At 73.7% G+C, this 17,353-nt stretch carries 11 protein-coding genes; all 11 read right to left on the reverse strand.

Annotation, left to right across the window (positions count from 1 at the left end; genetic code table 11):
* Nucleotides 1-7: 7 nt before the first annotated feature.
* Nucleotides 8-1,780, reverse strand: coding sequence for an FHA domain-containing protein (locus tag DEU32_RS17485; protein WP_258554812.1), 1,773 nt, complete (start codon nt 1,778-1,780; stop codon nt 8-10).
* The gene (locus DEU32_RS07645) at nt 1,777-4,242 is read right to left on the reverse strand and encodes a transglutaminase domain-containing protein (protein ID WP_147281423.1); all 2,466 of its coding nucleotides are present in this window, start codon (nt 4,240-4,242) and stop codon (nt 1,777-1,779) included. Before DEU32_RS07645 ends, DEU32_RS17485 begins: the two co-directional genes overlap by 4 nt.
* The gene (locus DEU32_RS07650) at nt 4,239-5,651 is read right to left on the reverse strand and encodes a DUF58 domain-containing protein (protein ID WP_114849996.1); all 1,413 of its coding nucleotides are present in this window, start codon (nt 5,649-5,651) and stop codon (nt 4,239-4,241) included. The genes DEU32_RS07645 and DEU32_RS07650 overlap by 4 nt, the downstream gene beginning before the upstream one ends.
* Nucleotides 5,648-6,619 carry a MoxR family ATPase gene (locus DEU32_RS07655; RefSeq protein ID WP_114849997.1) on the reverse strand — a complete coding sequence of 324 codons (972 nt, stop codon included), beginning with the start codon at nt 6,617-6,619 and terminating at the stop codon, nt 5,648-5,650. Before DEU32_RS07655 ends, DEU32_RS07650 begins: the two co-directional genes overlap by 4 nt.
* Nucleotides 6,620-6,686: 67 nt before the next feature.
* Nucleotides 6,687-12,500, reverse strand: coding sequence for an Ig-like domain-containing protein (locus tag DEU32_RS07660; RefSeq protein ID WP_147281424.1), 5,814 nt, complete (start codon nt 12,498-12,500; stop codon nt 6,687-6,689).
* Nucleotides 12,497-13,906 carry a serine/threonine-protein kinase gene (locus DEU32_RS07670; protein WP_114850000.1) on the reverse strand — a complete coding sequence of 470 codons (1,410 nt, stop codon included), beginning with the start codon at nt 13,904-13,906 and terminating at the stop codon, nt 12,497-12,499. The genes DEU32_RS07660 and DEU32_RS07670 overlap by 4 nt, the downstream gene beginning before the upstream one ends.
* Nucleotides 13,907-14,091: 185 nt before the next feature.
* Entirely contained in the window at nt 14,092-14,913 is an 822-nt protein-coding gene (locus tag DEU32_RS07675) for a PP2C family serine/threonine-protein phosphatase (RefSeq protein ID WP_229666818.1), read from the reverse strand.
* A 60-nt stretch (nt 14,914-14,973) separates the two neighbouring features.
* Nucleotides 14,974-15,639 carry an FHA domain-containing protein gene (locus tag DEU32_RS07680; protein WP_114850001.1) on the reverse strand — a complete coding sequence of 222 codons (666 nt, stop codon included), beginning with the start codon at nt 15,637-15,639 and terminating at the stop codon, nt 14,974-14,976.
* A complete protein-coding gene (locus DEU32_RS07685; protein WP_114850002.1) occupies nt 15,636-16,232 on the reverse strand; it encodes a hypothetical protein in 597 nt (198 codons plus the stop codon). Before DEU32_RS07685 ends, DEU32_RS07680 begins: the two co-directional genes overlap by 4 nt.
* Nucleotides 16,233-16,321: 89 nt before the next feature.
* On the reverse strand, nt 16,322-17,092 hold the full coding sequence (locus tag DEU32_RS07690; RefSeq protein ID WP_114850003.1) for a YaaA family protein: 771 nt from the start codon (nt 17,090-17,092) through the stop codon (nt 16,322-16,324).
* A complete protein-coding gene (locus DEU32_RS07695; RefSeq protein WP_058740380.1) occupies nt 17,089-17,352 on the reverse strand; it encodes a F0F1 ATP synthase subunit epsilon in 264 nt (87 codons plus the stop codon). The genes DEU32_RS07690 and DEU32_RS07695 overlap by 4 nt, the downstream gene beginning before the upstream one ends.
* Nucleotide 17,353: the final 1 nt, after the last annotated feature.

Here is a 17,353-nt window from a genome sequence, read left to right on the forward strand (position 1 = left end):
CGCACCGTCACTGCACCAGGAAGAACTGCTCGCCGATGTCCACCCGGGCCCCGCGCTCCACGCGGTAGCGTCGCCCCGGCTCGCAGCGGCGGATGGAGCCGTCGATGTGCCGGATGACCGTGCCGTTGCCGGAGAACCGGTCGGAGACCCAGAGGTCGTCGCCGTCCCGGCCGAGCTCGAGGTGCGTCTTCGACACGGACTTTCCCGGGTCGTGAACGGTCACCAGGTCGTCGAACCGCTCCCCCGGCTGCGGCCGCGGCAGGCGTCCGAGCAGCCCGGTGCCGTGCACCTCGACGCGTTCCCCGGTGCTGCAGTGCAGGACGAAGGGATCCCGGCCGGTGTCCTTCGTGACGATCCGAGTCGCTTCGACGTCCTCGTCCAGGTCATCCGCGCTCGACGGAGCCGTCGCCGAACCGGTGGGCGGCAGGACCGGTCCGGTCGTCCCCGGAACAGGCGGGAGCGGTGCGGCGATGGGGGCGCTCGAGGCCGGGGACGCGACGTCCGTGACGGGCGGCGCGGTCCACTCGGCCACGGGGGCGGACGGTACCGTCGGCGAACCGGGTACCGGTGGGAGCGGCGCGGCACCGACGGCCCCGGGCGCTCCGCCGAACGCGCCTGCACCGGTGTCGTGCTCGTCCGCGCTGGGCGCATTCACGTCGGCGGCGTGCTCGTCGGCGTCAGCGTTCATGTCCGTGTCGTGCTCGGTCGCGTCGTCCCCGTCCGCACCGTGCTCGTCCTCGGCGCTCGCGTCGCTCGCATCAGCGTCGGCGGCGGTCGCGTCGTCGCCGCGACTGTCCTGGTCGCCGTCGTCCACCGCGTCGGCTGCGACGAGCGCTTGGTCGTCGGCAGCCCAGTCCGGGCGGGCGATCGGCAGCGGGACGACGGGTCCGGTGAACGCTGCGGTCACCGCGGGACGCACGGCTCCGCACTCGGCGCAGAAGATGTCGTCGGGCTCGAGCGGGTGTCCGCAGACGTGACAGGTAGCGGGTCCGCTCCCGGGGGTCACGAGCGGTGTCGGGCGCGAGGGGCGCCGGTCGACGAGGGGCTCGACGACGGCGGTGTCGTTCTCCGTGGGTCGCGACACGTCCTGGGCGGCGGCGGTGTCGGTCCGCTCGGCGTCGGTGACGTCGGTCAGGGTCTCCTCAGCGGCCGGCGGGCGGCCGACCCACCACGACGGACGGGAGGGCGCGACGGGGGTCGACTGCGTCGGAGGCTGCCAGACCGGGGTGGTGGGCGGCTCGGGCACGTCGACCGGGTCCGTCTGCTCGGCCGCTCGCTCACGGGGAGCCGCGGGGCGCGTCCACTCGGCGTCGGCACCGTCCGGCACCGAGGTCGACGGGTACTGCTCCGGGTCGAGGGGCGGCTCCGGCTGCGCGGACGGAGCGCCCGTCGCGGGGACGTGGACGCCGGAGACCGCACCGTGCGCGTGCGTCCGTGCACCACGCGGATCGGCACCACGCGGATCGGCACCGCGCGGATCGGCACCACGCTGGTCGATGCCGTGCGGTGCGGCGGGGGCGGGGGTCGGGTTCGGGTCTGAGCCGGTCAGCCAGGCCCGGGTCGCGGGGTCCAGGGTCGCCTCGGGCAACCACGCCTCGGTGGCCGGGTCGGGGCGACGGCCCTGCGGATCCGGCTGCTGCAGCGGCGGCGGTGTCGTCTGGTCGTTCCGGGCTGCCGGCGCGGGACGACGGTTCGCCGCGACGTTCACCGATCGCCCGCACTCACCGCAGAAGATCGCCCCCTCGGGGAGCATCGACCCGCAGTGTTCGCATCTGATCACGGTTGTTGGTCCTCACTCGGCCGTCCACGACGCTCGCCGGCCTCCGGCCCATCGTAGTCACGCGTGCCCGGACGACCGCGGTGCCACCGGCCGTCCGACGGGACACGTCGGGACCCCGTTCGGGGGCTGCTGCCCGTTCGCAGGGACCGGACGGACACCGCCGCACGCCACCGCTGCCGTCGGTTCCGCCCGGTGCGGAGGCTCCGGACCGCTTCCTCGGTCGCCGACCACATCCGGCTCGCGATGCGGTCGTCGGGGTCGTCCGGCCCGAAGACCGCACGGTCCGCCAGCGCAGCGAGGCCCGTTCCGCCCTCGCCCGGTGCACCGACGACCGCCTCCTTGCGGGTGGCTGCTCGGGTGACGTCGTGCCCTCGGTCGACGAGGGCGTCGCGGTACTCGTCCCAGGCGCCGACGATCCGCCCGCGCGGGGTCGGGGCTCGGCGCCGCCGTCGTCGTCGCAGGCGCTTGAGCAGGACGACGACGGCGAACGGCAGGAGCACGAGGGCCGACAGCGCGAGGACGCCGAGCACCCACGGCAGCACGGCGAGCAACACCTGCAACCAGAGCGGCTGCACCGGCGGGGTGCTCCGGTCGCTCTGCGGCGGCGCCTGCCGGTCCGGGTCCTGCTGCTCGACCGGCGGCGGCGGGACGACGGTCTCCGGACGCGTGACCGGCTGCGGCGTCTGGTCCTGCTCCTCGGGGATCTCGCGCACGACCGGGTTCGGGTCGAGCATCACCCACCCGTACTGCGCGGTGTCGACCTCGATCCGCGCGGTGACGTCGGAACCGCGGAACGTGGTGGTCCCGCCGGAGCCGCCCGCCGTCTCGGCGGCGTCCCCACCGGCGTCTCCCCCGGCGGTGAAGCCCATCACCACCCGTGCCGGGAAACCGAGCTCGCGCGCCATCAGGGCGGCCGTGACGGCGTACTGCTCCTGGTCGCCGATCATGAGCGGGGACGTCAGGAGTTCCTGGATGCGGTCCGCCCCGTGACCCGAGCGGCTGGCGCGGTCGTCGCCGACGCCGTGGCTCACGTAGCCCGTCCGCCTGAGGTCCTGCACCGCAGCCAGGAGCTTCGCGCCGTCGGAGCCCGCGTCGGCGGTCGTCGCCTCGACCCGCTCGCGGACCGCGTCCGGCACGCCGGACGGCGTCGGGACGGAGGCGGTGCCCGGTCGGGCGTCGGCGAGCTCGGCGTCCGTCGGCTGGTTCGGGACCACGGCGTCGAGCTGGTAGCGGGTGCGGTCACCCACCCCGCTCACCACCGCTCCCGTGCTGGTGGTGCGGTTGTAGAAGAACGCACCGCGTTCGGAGCCCGCGTCGCCGCCCTGGAACGTCACCGAACGGAGGTCGCCGACGGTCGGCAGCCACACGCCCCGGTACCCGTCGACCCGCACGTCGACGCGGACGTCGGTGCCGGACACGCCGCGCACGTCGACGCTCGTCGGCACGCGCTCGAAGGTGCCGGACGCCGACGCCCCGTCGTCGCCGCCGACGCGGTACACGACCCCGTCGTACGTGTCGAGGGTCGCGATCCGGACGAAACCGTCCGCGGGCAGACCCGTCACCGTCAGCTGCGGTGCATCGGCGGCGCCGAACTCCTCGTACGCGCGGAACCCGCTCAGCGGACTCACGTGGTCCCGTGGGTCGAAGGGCTTCACGACGTCGCTGCGGGCGACCGTCCGGTCCGCGGCCGGTGGCACGACGAGTCCGAGTCCGGTCGCCACGACCCCGGCCGCGACGATCGTGCCGGTCCCGACGAGCGCGGGTCGGAGCACCGAACGCCAGACCGGCACCCGCGCCCCGACGGTGCGCGACACGGCCGCGGCGCGACGGACGTACCGCACCGTCAGCGCCCAGACGAGTGCGATCCCGCCGAGCAGGACCGCACTCGCCACGGACACGTCGAGTCGCGTCGGACCGACGACGACGCCGGCGGCGAAGAGGACGAGAGCCGGGATGCTCGCGAGTTCCGGACGGGAGGCACGGGTCGCCACGCTCACGGCCGTCACCGTCGCGACGAGGAGCGTGACGAAGAAGGGGACGAGCAGCGACTCGTAGGACCCGACCGGCAGGCTGATGGTCACCAGACGCTTCCAGTCGAGTGCGACACCGGCCGCGAGGTCCACCAGACCGGGTCCGGTCGGCAGCAGACCGGCCGCCTCGGACGGCACGGCAGCGGGGACGCCAGTCACGGCGAAGGCCGCAGCGGTGGCGACGCCGACGACGAGGGCGGGCAGGCGGAGCGCCGCCCCCGCGAGGGCGACCGCCGAGCCGGCGACCACCGCGGTGACGGCAGCGGCGACCATGGACCCGTCGCGGTAGATCGGCCACCACGACACGCTGCCGACCGCGAGCAGGAGCCAGACCACGAGCGTGCCGCCGACCAGGCGCAGCGGTTCGCGACGCGCGTCCCGACGCCGGGCTGCACGCCGTGCGTCGGCCCGCGTCCCGGTCACGGCGCTCACGCGGCGGCCGCCTGCCGGTGCAGGGCGGTGCGGAGGTCGTCCAGGTAGCCGATCGTCACGACGGTCAGACCGGCGACGCGGAGGAACCGGGGCTGGGCCTCCGGTTCGCAGATCACGGCGACCACCTCGACGCCGACCGGGAAGCGTGTCGCCGCGAGTCGGAGGGCGGGCAGGCCGACCGTGGAGCCGACCACGAGGAACGCGACGGAGATCCCGGTGGTCTCGACCCCCACGATGCGCGACACCTCGGCCACGGGCAGGCACGAGTCGGCGAGCCCGACCGTCGCGAAGGCGTCGAGCAGTCGGGTGGGCGTCACCGTGGGCAGTGGCTGGACGGCGTAGACGGCGCGCTTGGCGTACTCCGGGGTCCGCGCGGAGACGACGACGGAGACCTCCCTGCCGTCCCGGACGGCCCGGGTGCCGAGCGACGCGGCGGCGCTCACGGCGAGCTCGAACTCGTCGTCGTCCGCGAACTCGCCGCGTCCGACGCCGAGGGCGACGACGAGGTGGGACCGGCGCGTGTCCTCGAACTGCCGGACCATCAGGGCGCCCGACTTCGCCGTCGACTTCCAGTGGATGGTCCGGGGGTCGTCACCGGGCAGGTACTCGCGGATCGCGTGGAAGGCGATGTCCGCCGGCGAGAGGTCGGTGGTCGCCTGTCCCTCGAGGTCCCGGACCAGACCGGTGCTCGTCGAGGGGATCGCGATCGTGCGGGGGTGGACGATGACCTGCTCGCGGGCGGTCCACACGACCTCGCGCCGGACCAGCCCGACGGGGTCGGCACGCACACCCGTGACGGGTCCGACGTCGAGCACGCCGCGTCGGACCGTCGGGACCGGGACGCGCTGCTCGAACGTGCCCCGCGGCGGGATGCCCGGGATCGCGACGTCCACCAGCCCCGGACCGACCGGGACCTCGACCGTGGCGGGCACCGACGGCAGGCGCGCCGGGTTCTCGGCCGTGACCACGACACCGGCCTCGTCCCCCACGGCGACGCGGTGCTGTGGCAGGCGCATCCGGATGAGCAGGCGCGAGCGACCGACGAGGGCGACGGCCGCGACGAGGACCAGGACGGTCCCCGCCCACCCGACCACGACGACCTCGCGCAGCCCGGACCGGTACCCGACGACGAACGCGACCAGCGTGACGGCGGCGACCGCCCATCCCAGGCCGGTGACCACCGAGGCGACCTCTGCCCACCCGCGACGGACGAGCCTCCAGGCCGTGGACCAGGCCTTCGCGAGCCCGACGACCGCGTCGGCGGCGACCCCCTCCCGGTCGCCGACCAGGCGGGTCCGGACGTTCGTCAGCCCGGCGACCGTCCCGGTGCGCTCCGTGACGGTGGCGCCCCGACGTGACCGGGTCGCGGCGCGCCGTGAGCGCGTCGCGGCGGACCGACGATCGTTCACGAGACCGCCCGGTCGCTCGGCGGCGGCGTCTCGACGAGGAGCTGCGCGACGACGCTCGTCGTGCTGACCCCGTCGAACTCGGCTTCGGCGTCGAGGACCAGCCGGTGCGCGAGCACCGGGACGGCGAGGGCCTTGACGTCGTCGGGCGTGACGTAGTGGCGGCCGTTCAGCGCGGCGAGGACGCGCGACGCCCGGACGAGACCCATGGCACCGCGCACGCTCACGCCGAGGCGGACCTCGTTCGCGGAGCGCGTGGCGTCCACCAGGCGCGCCACGTAGTCGGCGATCGTCGGGTCGACGTGCACCGTCCGGGCGAGGGCGGCCATCTCGGTGATCGTCGCGGCCGGCACGACGGCGGCGAGCGGTACCGAGGCCGACGGCGCGGACGAGGTCTCGAGGATCCGGACCGTCGCGGCGTGGTCCGGGTACCCGATCGAGGTCTTCATGAGGAAGCGGTCGAGCTGCGCCTCGGGCAGGCGGTAGGTGCCGGCCTGCTCGACGGGGTTCTGCGTCGCGATGACCATGAAGGGTGCGGCGAGGCGGTGGTTCACGCCGTCGACCGTGACTGCGGACTCCTCCATCGCCTCGAGCAGGGCGGACTGGGTCTTCGGGCTGGCACGGTTGATCTCGTCGGCGAGCACGATGTTCGCGAACACCGGGCCGCGGTGGAAGTTGAACTCCTGGGATCGCTGGTCGTAGACGCTGATCCCGGTGATGTCACCCGGGAGCAGGTCCGGCGTGAACTGGATGCGGTTCGTCGACCCCTGCACGCTCTGCGCCATCGCGCGGGCGAGGCTCGTCTTGCCCGTGCCCGGGACGTCCTCGAGCAGCAGGTGTCCCTCGCTGAGCATCGCGGTGACGGCCAGACGGATCACGAACGTCTTCCCGAGGAGCACCTGCTCGACGTTGGTCACGATGCGGCCGGCGACGTCGGCGAACCAGGTGGCCTGCTCGGGGGTCATGCTCATGCGGGAGGGTCCTCGTTCTCGGGGATGCGGTGTCAGCAGCGTACGGGGAGCGGGGCTCGGCCCGGGGTCACCCGGCCGTGGGTGTGGAGGGATCGTTGCTCGGCGCCTGGTCGACCTGACGGGTGACGCCCTCGGGATCCTGGACGCCATTGACCGTCGCCCGGACCCAGATCGTCGCGTAGCCCGACGGCACGGCGTCTGAGGTCGTCCAGGCTGCCCCGGTCGCCGGGTTGGTCGTCGAGCACAGCAGGTGCGGCGCGATCGGGCAGTACTGGACGTCGTAGGCGCTCGGCTGGAACCGGCCGTTGTTCGCCGGAGGGTTGATGACCGGCGCCTGTCCCTCGGTCGCGACGGAGACGCTCGCCCGTGTCGCGAACGCGGTCGCGGTGGACGCGCTGCTCGATGCGCAGTAGTCACCGTCGACAGCGCAGGACGTGAACACCACGCTGCTGTCGACCCCGTAGCCGGCGCCCGCGCCGATCGAGGCGGAGCCGGAGAACCGCTGCGGCGATCCGCCGTTCACCGAGTAGTACAGGAACGGCGACGTCGGCGTGGCCTGCACGGTCAGGTCGACGTTCCCGTCGCTGTCGACGCCGTCGGTCGTGACCGATCCGCTCGGAGCGTCTGGGGTCTCGTAGCCCTGGACGCTCGCGGCTTGGGACGCGGAACAGAACGATCCGTTGTCGGCGTACGCGACGTAGCGGAACTGCGTCGAGATCCGGTCCGTGGCGGAGGCCGCGCTCCAGACCTGCACCGCTCCGCTCGTCGAGCAGCCGTTCGGGATCGGGGTGCTCACCGCGTACTTCGCGATCTTCCAGCTCCGGCTCCCACCGCCACCCCAGTCGCCCTCGGATGCCTGCAACGACACCGCTGTCGAGGTGCCGTCCTTCTGGCCGGTCGCGTTCAGGCTCGGCGTCCCGGGGACGCCCACCGCGGTCCCGGACGCCCGCGCCTGGTTCCACTCCACGACCGAGCCGTCACGGTCCGCGGCGTTCCGCGCCGAGACCTGCACGTCGTACGACTGCCCGCTCTGCGCGCCCGAGAACGAGGTCGACGTCGACGACCCCGTGCTGCGGGTCGTCGAGAGCCCCGGTCCGGAGATCGTCACGACGTAGTTCGACACCGGGGTGCCGCCGTTCGGTGCGGGCACCGCGTCCCACCGCACGTCGAGCTGGTTCGGCGTGCCCTGGCTCGCCGTCACCGCGAGGCCCTTCGGCGCGGTCGGCACGAAGTCCGCACTGATCGGTGCCGAGGACGCCGACGCGACGGAGTCCCCGATCGCGTTCGTCGCGACGACGGTGAAGCGGTACGAAGCGGACGGGTCGAGACCGGTCACGGTGCAGACGGTCGACGTGCCGCAGTCCTTCGCGACCCCGTTGGTGCCCTGCACGCGGTACCCGGTGATCGGCGAGTTGTTCGCCTGCGGGGTGGACCACGCGAGGGTGACCTGTCCGCCCTGGTTCGACCCGGTGCGGCTCGGGGCGCCGGGTGCGTCCGGGACGTCCTGGACCGAGATCGTCACGTCGCCCCAGACGTACCGGTCGGGGTCGTTCGTCGCGTCGGCGACCTGGTACTGCAGGTGAGCGTCGACCGGCTGCGCACCGTCCGCGACGGACACCTGGAGTCGCGAGCGGTCGCTGCTCGGCGTGACCGAGACCCCGGCGGGCAGACCGCCGCCGAGACCACGGATCGCGACGACGCGGAGCGCCTCGTCCGGGAACGGGTTCGTCGGTTGGTCGTTCGACAGGACGTCGATGGTCGTCGTCGCACCGCGCTTGGTCACGGCCCGGTCGGCCCCCGGTTGCACGAGCGGCCGGGTGGAGCCGACGACGTCGACCGTCACGCTGCCGGCACGTCCGGCGTTCGCCGCGTCCGCGACGCCGATGCCGATCGACGCCGTCGTGTCCTTCGGCGCCGTGTCGGCGACCGAGATGCGGAGCTGCTGCCCGTCGATCGTCGCGGTCGTCCCGGACCCCGGTCGGCTCACCACGCTGTAGCGCAGCTCGGGGAGGTCGGCGGGGTACGGGTAGTCGGTGAGCTTCGTGAGGTCGATCGTCCGGGTGTCACCCGGTTGCATGTCGACCGTCGAACCCGTGAACGCCGGGGGTTGGTTCGCCCGCGGGGTCACCTTGATCGGCAGGACGAGCGTCGCGACGCGTCCCTTGCCCCCGTTCGCGCTCGAGCCGTCGGTGACCTCGAAGGAGATCGAGGCGTTGCCGTAGTAGAGCTTCGACGACGTGAACTGGAGCGTCGAGCGGTCCACGACCAGGTCGTCGCCGTTCGCGTGCGTGGCCTTGACCGTCGCGCGGTCGGTGAGCTGCGCGGTCCGGCCGTTCGCCGTCACGACGTACTTCTCGAGCGGGATCCGGACGGTCGCCTCGCTCTTCACGGTGACCACGCCGGCGCTCCGGTCGACCTGGGGCAGGGCGTCGTCGAACCCGGGGACGTGGATGAAGCCGTAGGACACCACGTCGGGGTGGTCCGAGCGCGTGACCGAGAACGGGATCACCTGTGACGCGTCGGTCAGGCGGACGGTGATCCGCCGGTCGGGGGTGGTCTGCGCGGTGTCGCCGTACCCGTCGACCACGCCCACCCGCAGGCGGGAGGTCGATCCCTCGGCGAAGAAGACGTTCCGGAGCACGTCCACGGTCACGCTCTGCCGGTGCAGGATGTCCTGCAGGTCGAGCGTGGTGTCCTCGACCTCGGGCCGGAGCGGCTGGGCGTCCGGGTCGACGGTCACGGTGAGGAACGCCGTGCTCGAGCCGCCGGTGTCGTTCGCGACGGTGTACAGCACCGCGAAGTCACCGGGGTCGGCGGAGCGCGGCGGGGTGACGCGCACCTCGGTCCCGCGGAGCACCTTCGCGGCGACCCCGCTCGCCGTGGGCTCGGCCGCGGTGACCCGGAGCGCGCCGCCCTCGGGGTCGGAGTCGTTCTGCAGCACCCGGACCGTGACGCTGCCGCCGGGGCGGATCGTGACGTGGTCGGCCTGCGCCACCGGGTTCGAGGCCTGCTCCGCCCGCGGCGAGATGCCGACCCGGACGGTCCCGGTCGCACGGGCGCCGAGGGCGTCGACGACCGTGTAGGTGAACTCGTCGGTGCCCGCCGAGTAGTCGCCGGCCTCGTAGGTCAGCGCGTCGGAGGACACGTCGCTGACGGACCCCTTCTCCGGGTTGTCCGCGACACCGACGAGCTGCACGGAGTCACCGTCCGGGTCGATGCCGTTCAACGGGATCGACACCCGCACGGACTGCCCGGCGACGACGCGGGCGGTCACCGTCCGGGGCACGGGCGGGTTGTTCGTCGCCGCGTCGCGCTCGCGGACCGATATCGACACGGTGGCGTCGGCGTACTGGCCGTCAGGCCCGGCGACGCGGTACACCGCGGTGTAGTTGCCCGGGGTCTCGGGAGCGAGGTAGCGCAGCCGGTCCCCCGACACGAACAGCAGTCCGCCGTTGCCGGGCACGTTCTGCACGAGCTCGGGCTGCAGCGTGAGCGGCTCGCCCTCCGGCTGCGTGTCGTTCGCGAGCACGTCGATCTCGGCGACGTCCCCGACGCGCACGGTCGCCGTGTCCGCCTGGGCCACTGGTGGCTGGATGCGGTCGGGCTTCGGGATCTCGACCACGGTGACGGTGCCGGTCGCGGTGGCGAGCCCGTTCGACTCGGTGTAGCCGAAGGTGACCGGTCCGTCGAGCGGGGCCGTCAGGGTGACCCGGACGGTGTGCTGGTCGAGGACGCTCGCCTGGACGCCGCTGGACCGGTCCGGGGCGTCGAGCGCCGTCACCATGAGCACGCCGCCGGCGGGGTCGATGTCGGTCGCGGTGACGTCGGTGTCCTTCGTCGACAACGTGTTCACGAACACCGTCTTCGGGGTGGTGATCGGCGCGGTCGAGGCGTCCGGCGGCGCCGCGACCGTCACGCGCACGACGCCGCTCGTCGTCTTCGTGCCGTCCGTGACCGTGTACTCGAGCTGGTGGTCCCCGGCCGACGCCCCGACGACCCGGAACGTCCCGGCGTCGTAGGCCGGCGTGACCGTCAGGCCGGCCGACGACGACACGCTGGTCAGCGTGACGGTGCCGTTCCCGCCGCGGACGCGCCGGAGCGGCTGCACCTCGAAGGACTTGCCCGCGTACCCGGTGACCGCGAACGGGTCGGCGAAGAGCGGCACCTGACCGGGGTCCGCGACGTGCACCGTCACCGCGCCGCGGCCGTCGGCGCGGCCGTCGCTCACGACGATCTGCACGGTACGGTCGCCGGTCCGGCCGCTCTGGTTGCGGAAGTCGAGCAGCCCGTCCGGCGTGGTGGACACCTGGTCGCCCTCGGCGGACGCCGACTTCAGGTACACCGGGTCGCCGTCGGGGTCGACCCAGTCGGCGAGCACGTTCGTCACGACGTGGCCGCCGCGGACCACGTCCGCCGACGTGTCGCGCACCTGTCGCGGCGGTTCGTTCTCGGACTCCGGCCGGATGCTGACGCGGACCGTCGCGGACGCCGACCCGCCGTTGCCGTCGGTGATCGTGTAGGGGAACGAGACGGTGCCGCTGGCACCCGCGGCGAGCGTGATCTGCAGCCGCTGGCCGTCGCCGACGATGCGCACCGTCCCGACCCCCGCGTCGATCGTGCCGACCTCGCTGATCACGAGTGGGTCGCCGTTCGGGTCGTAGTCGTTGAGCAGGACCGGGAGGCTCGTGGTGCGTCCCGGACGCGCGCCCAGGTCGTCGTCGACCGCCACCGGCGGCTTCTGGTCCTTGTCGACCTCCGGGTCGTCGGACGACACCTGCTCCTGCCGCTGCTCGTCGTCCCGCTTGACGAGGTCGGCCCAGTTGTCGATGAGCTGACCGCTGCGGTCGATCGCCCACGAGCGCCCGCTGCGCGGGTCGTTCGCGACAACGGTGTCGCCGTTGTGCACGATCTGCAGGTCACTCGCGCCGGCGGTGTCGCTGAGCCGCTGGAGCGCGCGGCCGTCGCACGTGTCGAGCGCCTGTCCGCCGGTCCACGCGGCGTACGTGCACGACCCGACGACCGTCGGCCGTGCGGCGCGGCCGGAGACCTGGAGCGCGGTCTGCTCGACCTGGCCGGAGGCGCCGACGCGGACCATGCCCGCCGTCCCCGCGACGACGACGTCGGCAGCGTCGTCGACGGAGTGCTGCAGCGCCGGTGCGCTGCCGACGCGCTCCCCCAGGTCGACGGTGTCGCCGTCCACCGACAGCGCGCCGCTGGTGCGGTCGAGCACGGCGACGTGGTCGCCGAAGGACGCCACCTGGAAGTCGTGGTCGCGGTCGAACCGGACGTCCCACCGACGGTCCACGGTCAGACCGGTCCCGACGTCGACGAGGGACGCCCGACCGGTCCGCGGCGAGTACACCGCGACGTGCGAGTCGGACGCGTCGAACACCGCGTCCGCGCCGAGCGTGAGGTCGGCCTTGGCGGCAGCGTCGAAGTCGCCGAGCTCCGACGCGGGTGTGGCCCAGAGCTCGCCGGTGTCGCCGTTCCCCACGACGGCGGTGTCCCCGGCGAAGAACACCTGCGGCGCTCCCGCCGGCAGCGTGACCGGGTCGCCGACCGTCGCCGAGGCCACGTCGACCTTCGCGACCGTGCCCTTCGTGCCGTCGACGCTGTACACCTGGCGCCCGCGCTGCAGGACGGACAGGTCGTCGCTGGCCGTCTCGACCGCGGTGTTGAGCTCGAGCACGCCGGTGTTCGCCCGACCGACCGCGCCGTACTCGGCGGACGGGACCCAGACGGTGCCGTCCCCGAGGTCCACGCGCTGCGTGTGGTACCCCGTCGAGACCACCGCGGCGGTCGCGACCACGGCGGCGACGACGACCGAGGCGCCGACGCCGACCACGGCGGACCGGTGCTTCGCGAGGAAGGCGCGGATCACCCGGCGCTCCCGACGGTCCCGCACTGCTGCGCACTGGCCGCACCGGTCTTGCCGTCGCGGTTGACCGCGACGGTGATGCACTCCTCGGTACCGGAGGTCCCGGACACGACGAAGGTCGTGCCGGTCTGCTGGCTGGAGGCCCCACCGGAGGTGATGACGTAGGTGTCGCCGGCGCGGAGTCCGGGGTCGGCCCAGCTGAACGACACCGCGTCCGCGCCGGCCTCGGCCCGCACGTCCTGCACCACCGGGATCGACCCCGTGCCCAGTCGGGTGACGACGAGCACCGCGACCACGGCGAGGGCCGCCACGACCACGGCGGACAGTGCGGTGGCCCAGACGAGCGTCGACCGGCCACCTCGCCGGGAGCGGGTGGCCGAGCCGGTGCGGTGCAGGGTACCGATGCTCTCGGCCCCGCTCGCCGCCCCGCCCTGGAGCGCCCGACGGGTCCGACGGCGGACCGAGGACCGGCCCGCGGGCCGGAGATCCCGGACGACCGTGTGGTCGGCGTCGAGCGTGGGCGTCGCAGCGGCCCATGCCTCGACCGCGACGTCGGCGGGCGTCTGCGGGATGCCGAGTTCGGCCTCCACCTGCTGCAGTCCGCGGACGAACTCCATCACGGTCGCCGGACGGGCGGCGGGCTTCCGCGACATCGCGGTGGCGAGCAGCCGCTCGAGCGACGGCGGCGCGTCGGCCCGACCGGTCGGCTTGACCCCGCCCTTGTCGATGCGCGCCATCAGGTCGGCCGCGCCGTTCTTCCCGCCGCGCACCTCGAACGGACTGCGGCCGGCGAGCAGCGAGTACACGGTGGCGGCGAGGGAGTAGACCTCGGACTGGATCGACCCGCGCGACTCGTCGGCCAGGACCTCCGGCGCGGACCACGGGATCGACATCCCGACCGGTTCGTCCGGGTCGGCGCTCCCGATGCTGGCCGCGATGCCGAAGTCGGACAGGACCGGGTTGCCGTAGGCCGTCCGGAGGATGTTCGACGGCTTGATGTCGCGGTGGAGCACGCCCTCGCGGTGCGCGGTCTCGAGGGCCGACCCGATCCTGACCCCGATCGACAGGACCTCGGACACGGGGATCGCTTCGCGGCGGTAGCGCTCGCTGAGGGACGAGGAGCACAGCTCCATCACGAGGTACGGCCGCCCGTCGGACGCGACGCTCGCCTGGAACACCGTGAGGATCGACGGGTGGGTGCTGAGCCGGGCCATGAGGTTCGCCTCGGCCTGGAACATCTGCCGCACCCGGTCGTCGACGACCTCGTCGAGCAGCACCTTCACGGCGACCTGGCGGCGCGGCATGTCCTGTTCGTAGAGGAACACGTCGGCGAAGCCACCGCTGCCCAGGACGTGCACGGGCGTGGAGCCGGCGATCACGGGCGGGGTGGACGGCAGGCGTCGCGTCATGGTCGCCCTCCCTCTCCCCGGCCGGACGGCCGGCTGTGTCGTCTCGGCCCTGACATCCTACGGACGAGGCACCGACGCCCTGGGCCCGCTGCAGCCCCACAGCACTGACACACGCCCCCACTTCGGGGGTGGCGACCCGGCGGGGACCGGCGACAGTGGTCGGCGCCGGACGTCGGTGTCGGCAGTCAGTGGCGGGGCAGCGTGTCCTCGACGTCCGGATCGGCGGGCGCCTCGTCGACCTGCAGCACCACGACGGTGACGTTGTCCCGCCCACCCGCGACGACGGCGTCGCCGACGAGACGCTCGGCGAGGTCCTGCGCGGCGGGCACCCGGGCCGCGATCCGGCCGATGCCGACGTCCCCGAGCTCCTTGGTCAGCCCGTCGGAGCAGACGATGTAGCGGTCGCCGGCGCGCAGCGGCAGCGTCCACCAGTCCGGCTCCGGCGGCTCGCCGAAGCCGACGGCGCGCGTGATGACGTTGCTGTCCGGGTGCTGCTCGGCGTCCTCGGCGCGCAGGAGCCCCGCGTCGACCATCTCCTGGACGACCGAGTGGTCGACGGTCACCCGACGCAGGGTGCCGTCCTCGATCCGGTAGGTGCGTGAGTCGCCCACGTTGAACACGAGCGCGGCCGGGAGTCCGTGGGACGCGACCAGCGCGACACCCGTCACGGTCGTGCCGGCACCGAGCGCGTTGCCGCCGGCCGCCCGCTCGATGTCCGCGGTCGCGAGCAGGAGCGCGCGCTGGATCTGCTGCCGTGTCGTGAACGGACCGTCGGCGACCTGGTCGAGTCGGCGGACGACCGCGTCGCTCGCCCGGTCCCCCGCGAGGTGCCCGCCCATCCCGTCGGCGACGACGAAGAACGGTGCACCGACGACGTAGCTGTCCTCGTTGTGGTCCCGACGGCGCCCGACGTCGGTGGCGGCGCCCCACGAGAGCGTGAGGGTCGTGCCGGCGGCGCCGGGGACGTCGATGGCGTGCTCGGTGGCTGCTCGGCCGAGTTCGGTCACGGTTTCAGGGTCGCTCTCTGGTCGTCAGGGGAACGGGCGGCGTCGGGCACACCGGCGGCGTCATGGGATCCGCGGGAACGGGGACGGCGGGAACGGTGGGATGCCGTCCGCGGGTCCGACGCGGAGGTGCGGCGACAGGACCTCGATCACGTTGCCGTCACCGATCTCGATGAGCGTACCCGTCAGCACGACGATCGAGGCACCCGACGGCATCCGGAACGGCGCGGACCCCGCGGGACGGACGACGGTGCCGTTGGTCGAACGGAGGTCCTCGACCACCGCGGCCTCGCCGTCGGCGTGCACGAGCACGTGCGAGGACGACACCTGCCCACTCGGCGACGGCACGGTCACGAGCTCGGGAGTCGGACCGCGCACCACCCGGGGCAGGGTCGGCCGTCGGCCGACCACGACCGGGTGGTCGAGCCGGACGACACGACCGGCCACACGGATCGACGGCAGTCGACGGACCGGTGCGGGATCGGCCGGGAGGATCGTCGCTGCCCCGTCGGACCGGCTCGCGCCCACCGGCGCGCCCGGCCCGGCGACCCGGATGACCGTGTCGTCGTCGGGAGCACCGAACGAGCCGTGCGATCCGGGCTCATCGGCCCGGGGTCGGATGACGGTGTCGTCGTCCGGAGCGACCGCCGGGTCCGCGCCGGTCCGCCCGGGTCGGATCACCGTGTCGTCGAGGTCGTCCTCGTCCGTCCACTGTCGCTGCATCGTCATCCCACCGTAGACGATCCGGTCCGCCCCGTGTGGTCCGTCGACCAGCTCGGCCCGTTGCCGGCGCGGACCGAGCGCGCCACGAGCGCCGCGAGGGGATCGTCGGCCCAGGTGTCGAGCGCGTGTTGTGCGCGCACGAGCGCCCGTGCGGGCGACCCGAGTGCCCACGAGCACCACGCGGCGAGGGCCAGGGCGCCGGCAGCCCCGATCGCGTCGTCCACCCCGCCGGGTCGCTCCGCCCGCCAGCGGCGCCACGCAGAGGCGCAGCGGTCCCCCGCGACCCGCAGCCGGACGCCGTCTGGAGCCGGCCCCGTCCCGGTGAGCGCCGGCGGGGTCGGGTCGCGGAACGGGTCGAACGACCGTACCGAGCGCGGCGTCGGGGTGTCGCGCGCCGCGATGAACGCGACCAGCGCGAAGCGCGTGGCGAGTGCCCCGCAGGCCGTCGTGACGACGACGGCGCGGCGCGGGTCGAGCACATCCTCCGGATGCTCCGGGGCGACGAGCGCGGCGCAGGCCGCGCGGAGGGTGACGGCGGCCGCGATTTCGCGTGGCCAGCGCACGAAGGTGGACGGGTGGGTGTTCGTCGACGAGGTCATGCACGAGATCGTGACGCGCCACGCGCCTCCAGGCCGGCGTCCGCGGCCCGTCTGTGGACGGACAGCCGCCGGAGCGCTCCTGTGGAGGATCAGACCGAAGCTGGTTCCAGGCTCTCGGCGACGAGGTCCCAGCCGTCGGCCGTGCGGTCGAACGTCACGCCGTTCGCACGAGCCCACGCGACGAGGTCGTCGACCGACGCGACATGCGCCCCAGTCCGACCGAGGAGCGCGACGAGCCGACCCTTCGCGGTCTTGTTCCAGTGGTTCAGCGCCTTGCGTCGTCCGCCGGCGTCGACGCTCACCACGCGCGGAGCGACCGCTCCGGGCACGGGACCGAGCGCACGGTACCCCTCGGACCGCAGGTCGAGCACGAGCCCGGCACCGCGGCTGCTGATCGCGCGGGACGACACCTCCGGCCAGTGCCGGGCGAGCCGGAGCGGGCCGAGGCGCGAGTCGTGCGACAACCGGTAGGCGGGGATCTGGTCTCCGGCACCGATCGGGCCGAACATCGCGGACTGCACCACGACGTGGTCCGCCCACCAGCGTCGGGTGGCGTCGTCGGCCGCGTCGGCGGCGAGCGGGTCGTAGAGCACCCCGGTGTACCGCTCGATCGCCGGCAGGGTCGCCGCGGTGTCGAGCTCGAGGTTGCGGAGCCGCTCGGCGATCGACTTCGGGCCGAGCTTCAGGGCCGTCCGTGCCGTGGACTCCTCGGAACTGACGGAACGGGCCGCGGTGATCACCGCGGCCCGTTCGTCGGCCAGTTCCGGGAAGGACAGCGCACGCAGGTCGAGCGTGCGGTCCGTGTCCCCGCCCTCCCGCTTCGTCTCCGAAGGCGGGAGGAGGACGGTCAGTCCGGTCAGGACGCCAGCGCGGCCTGGCGCGCCACGATCGTGACCGTGTCGTGCTCGACCGACAGGAAGCCGTCCTCGGCGTCCGCCGCCACCGTCGAGCCGTCGGCTCGGGTGATGCGGACCTGCCCCTGCGCGAGGGTGGCGAGCAGCGGCTCGTGCCCCGCGAGGATGCCGATCTGGCCCTCGGACGTCCGAGCCACGACCATGGTGGCGTCGCCCGACCAGACCTCGCGGTCGGCCGAGACGACGCTCACGGTGAGTGCCGCCATG

Origin of the sequence: Curtobacterium sp. AG1037 (assembly GCF_003349855.1) — a bacterium.
Lineage (GTDB): Bacteria > Actinomycetota > Actinomycetes > Actinomycetales > Microbacteriaceae > Curtobacterium > Curtobacterium citreum.

Coding starts and splice junctions, on each gene's coding strand:
- DEU32_RS07655 (WP_114849997.1), bottom strand. CDS start 6,619: ATGAGCATGACCCCCGAGCAGGCCACCTGGTTCGCCGACGTCGCCGGC.
- DEU32_RS07670 (WP_114850000.1), bottom strand. CDS start 13,906: ATGACGCGACGCCTGCCGTCCACCCCGCCCGTGATCGCCGGCTCCACG.
- DEU32_RS07680 (WP_114850001.1), bottom strand. CDS start 15,639: ATGACGATGCAGCGACAGTGGACGGACGAGGACGACCTCGACGACACG.
- DEU32_RS07685 (WP_114850002.1), bottom strand. CDS start 16,232: ATGACCTCGTCGACGAACACCCACCCGTCCACCTTCGTGCGCTGGCCA.
- DEU32_RS07695 (WP_058740380.1), bottom strand. CDS start 17,352: ATGGCGGCACTCACCGTGAGCGTCGTCTCGGCCGACCGCGAGGTCTGG.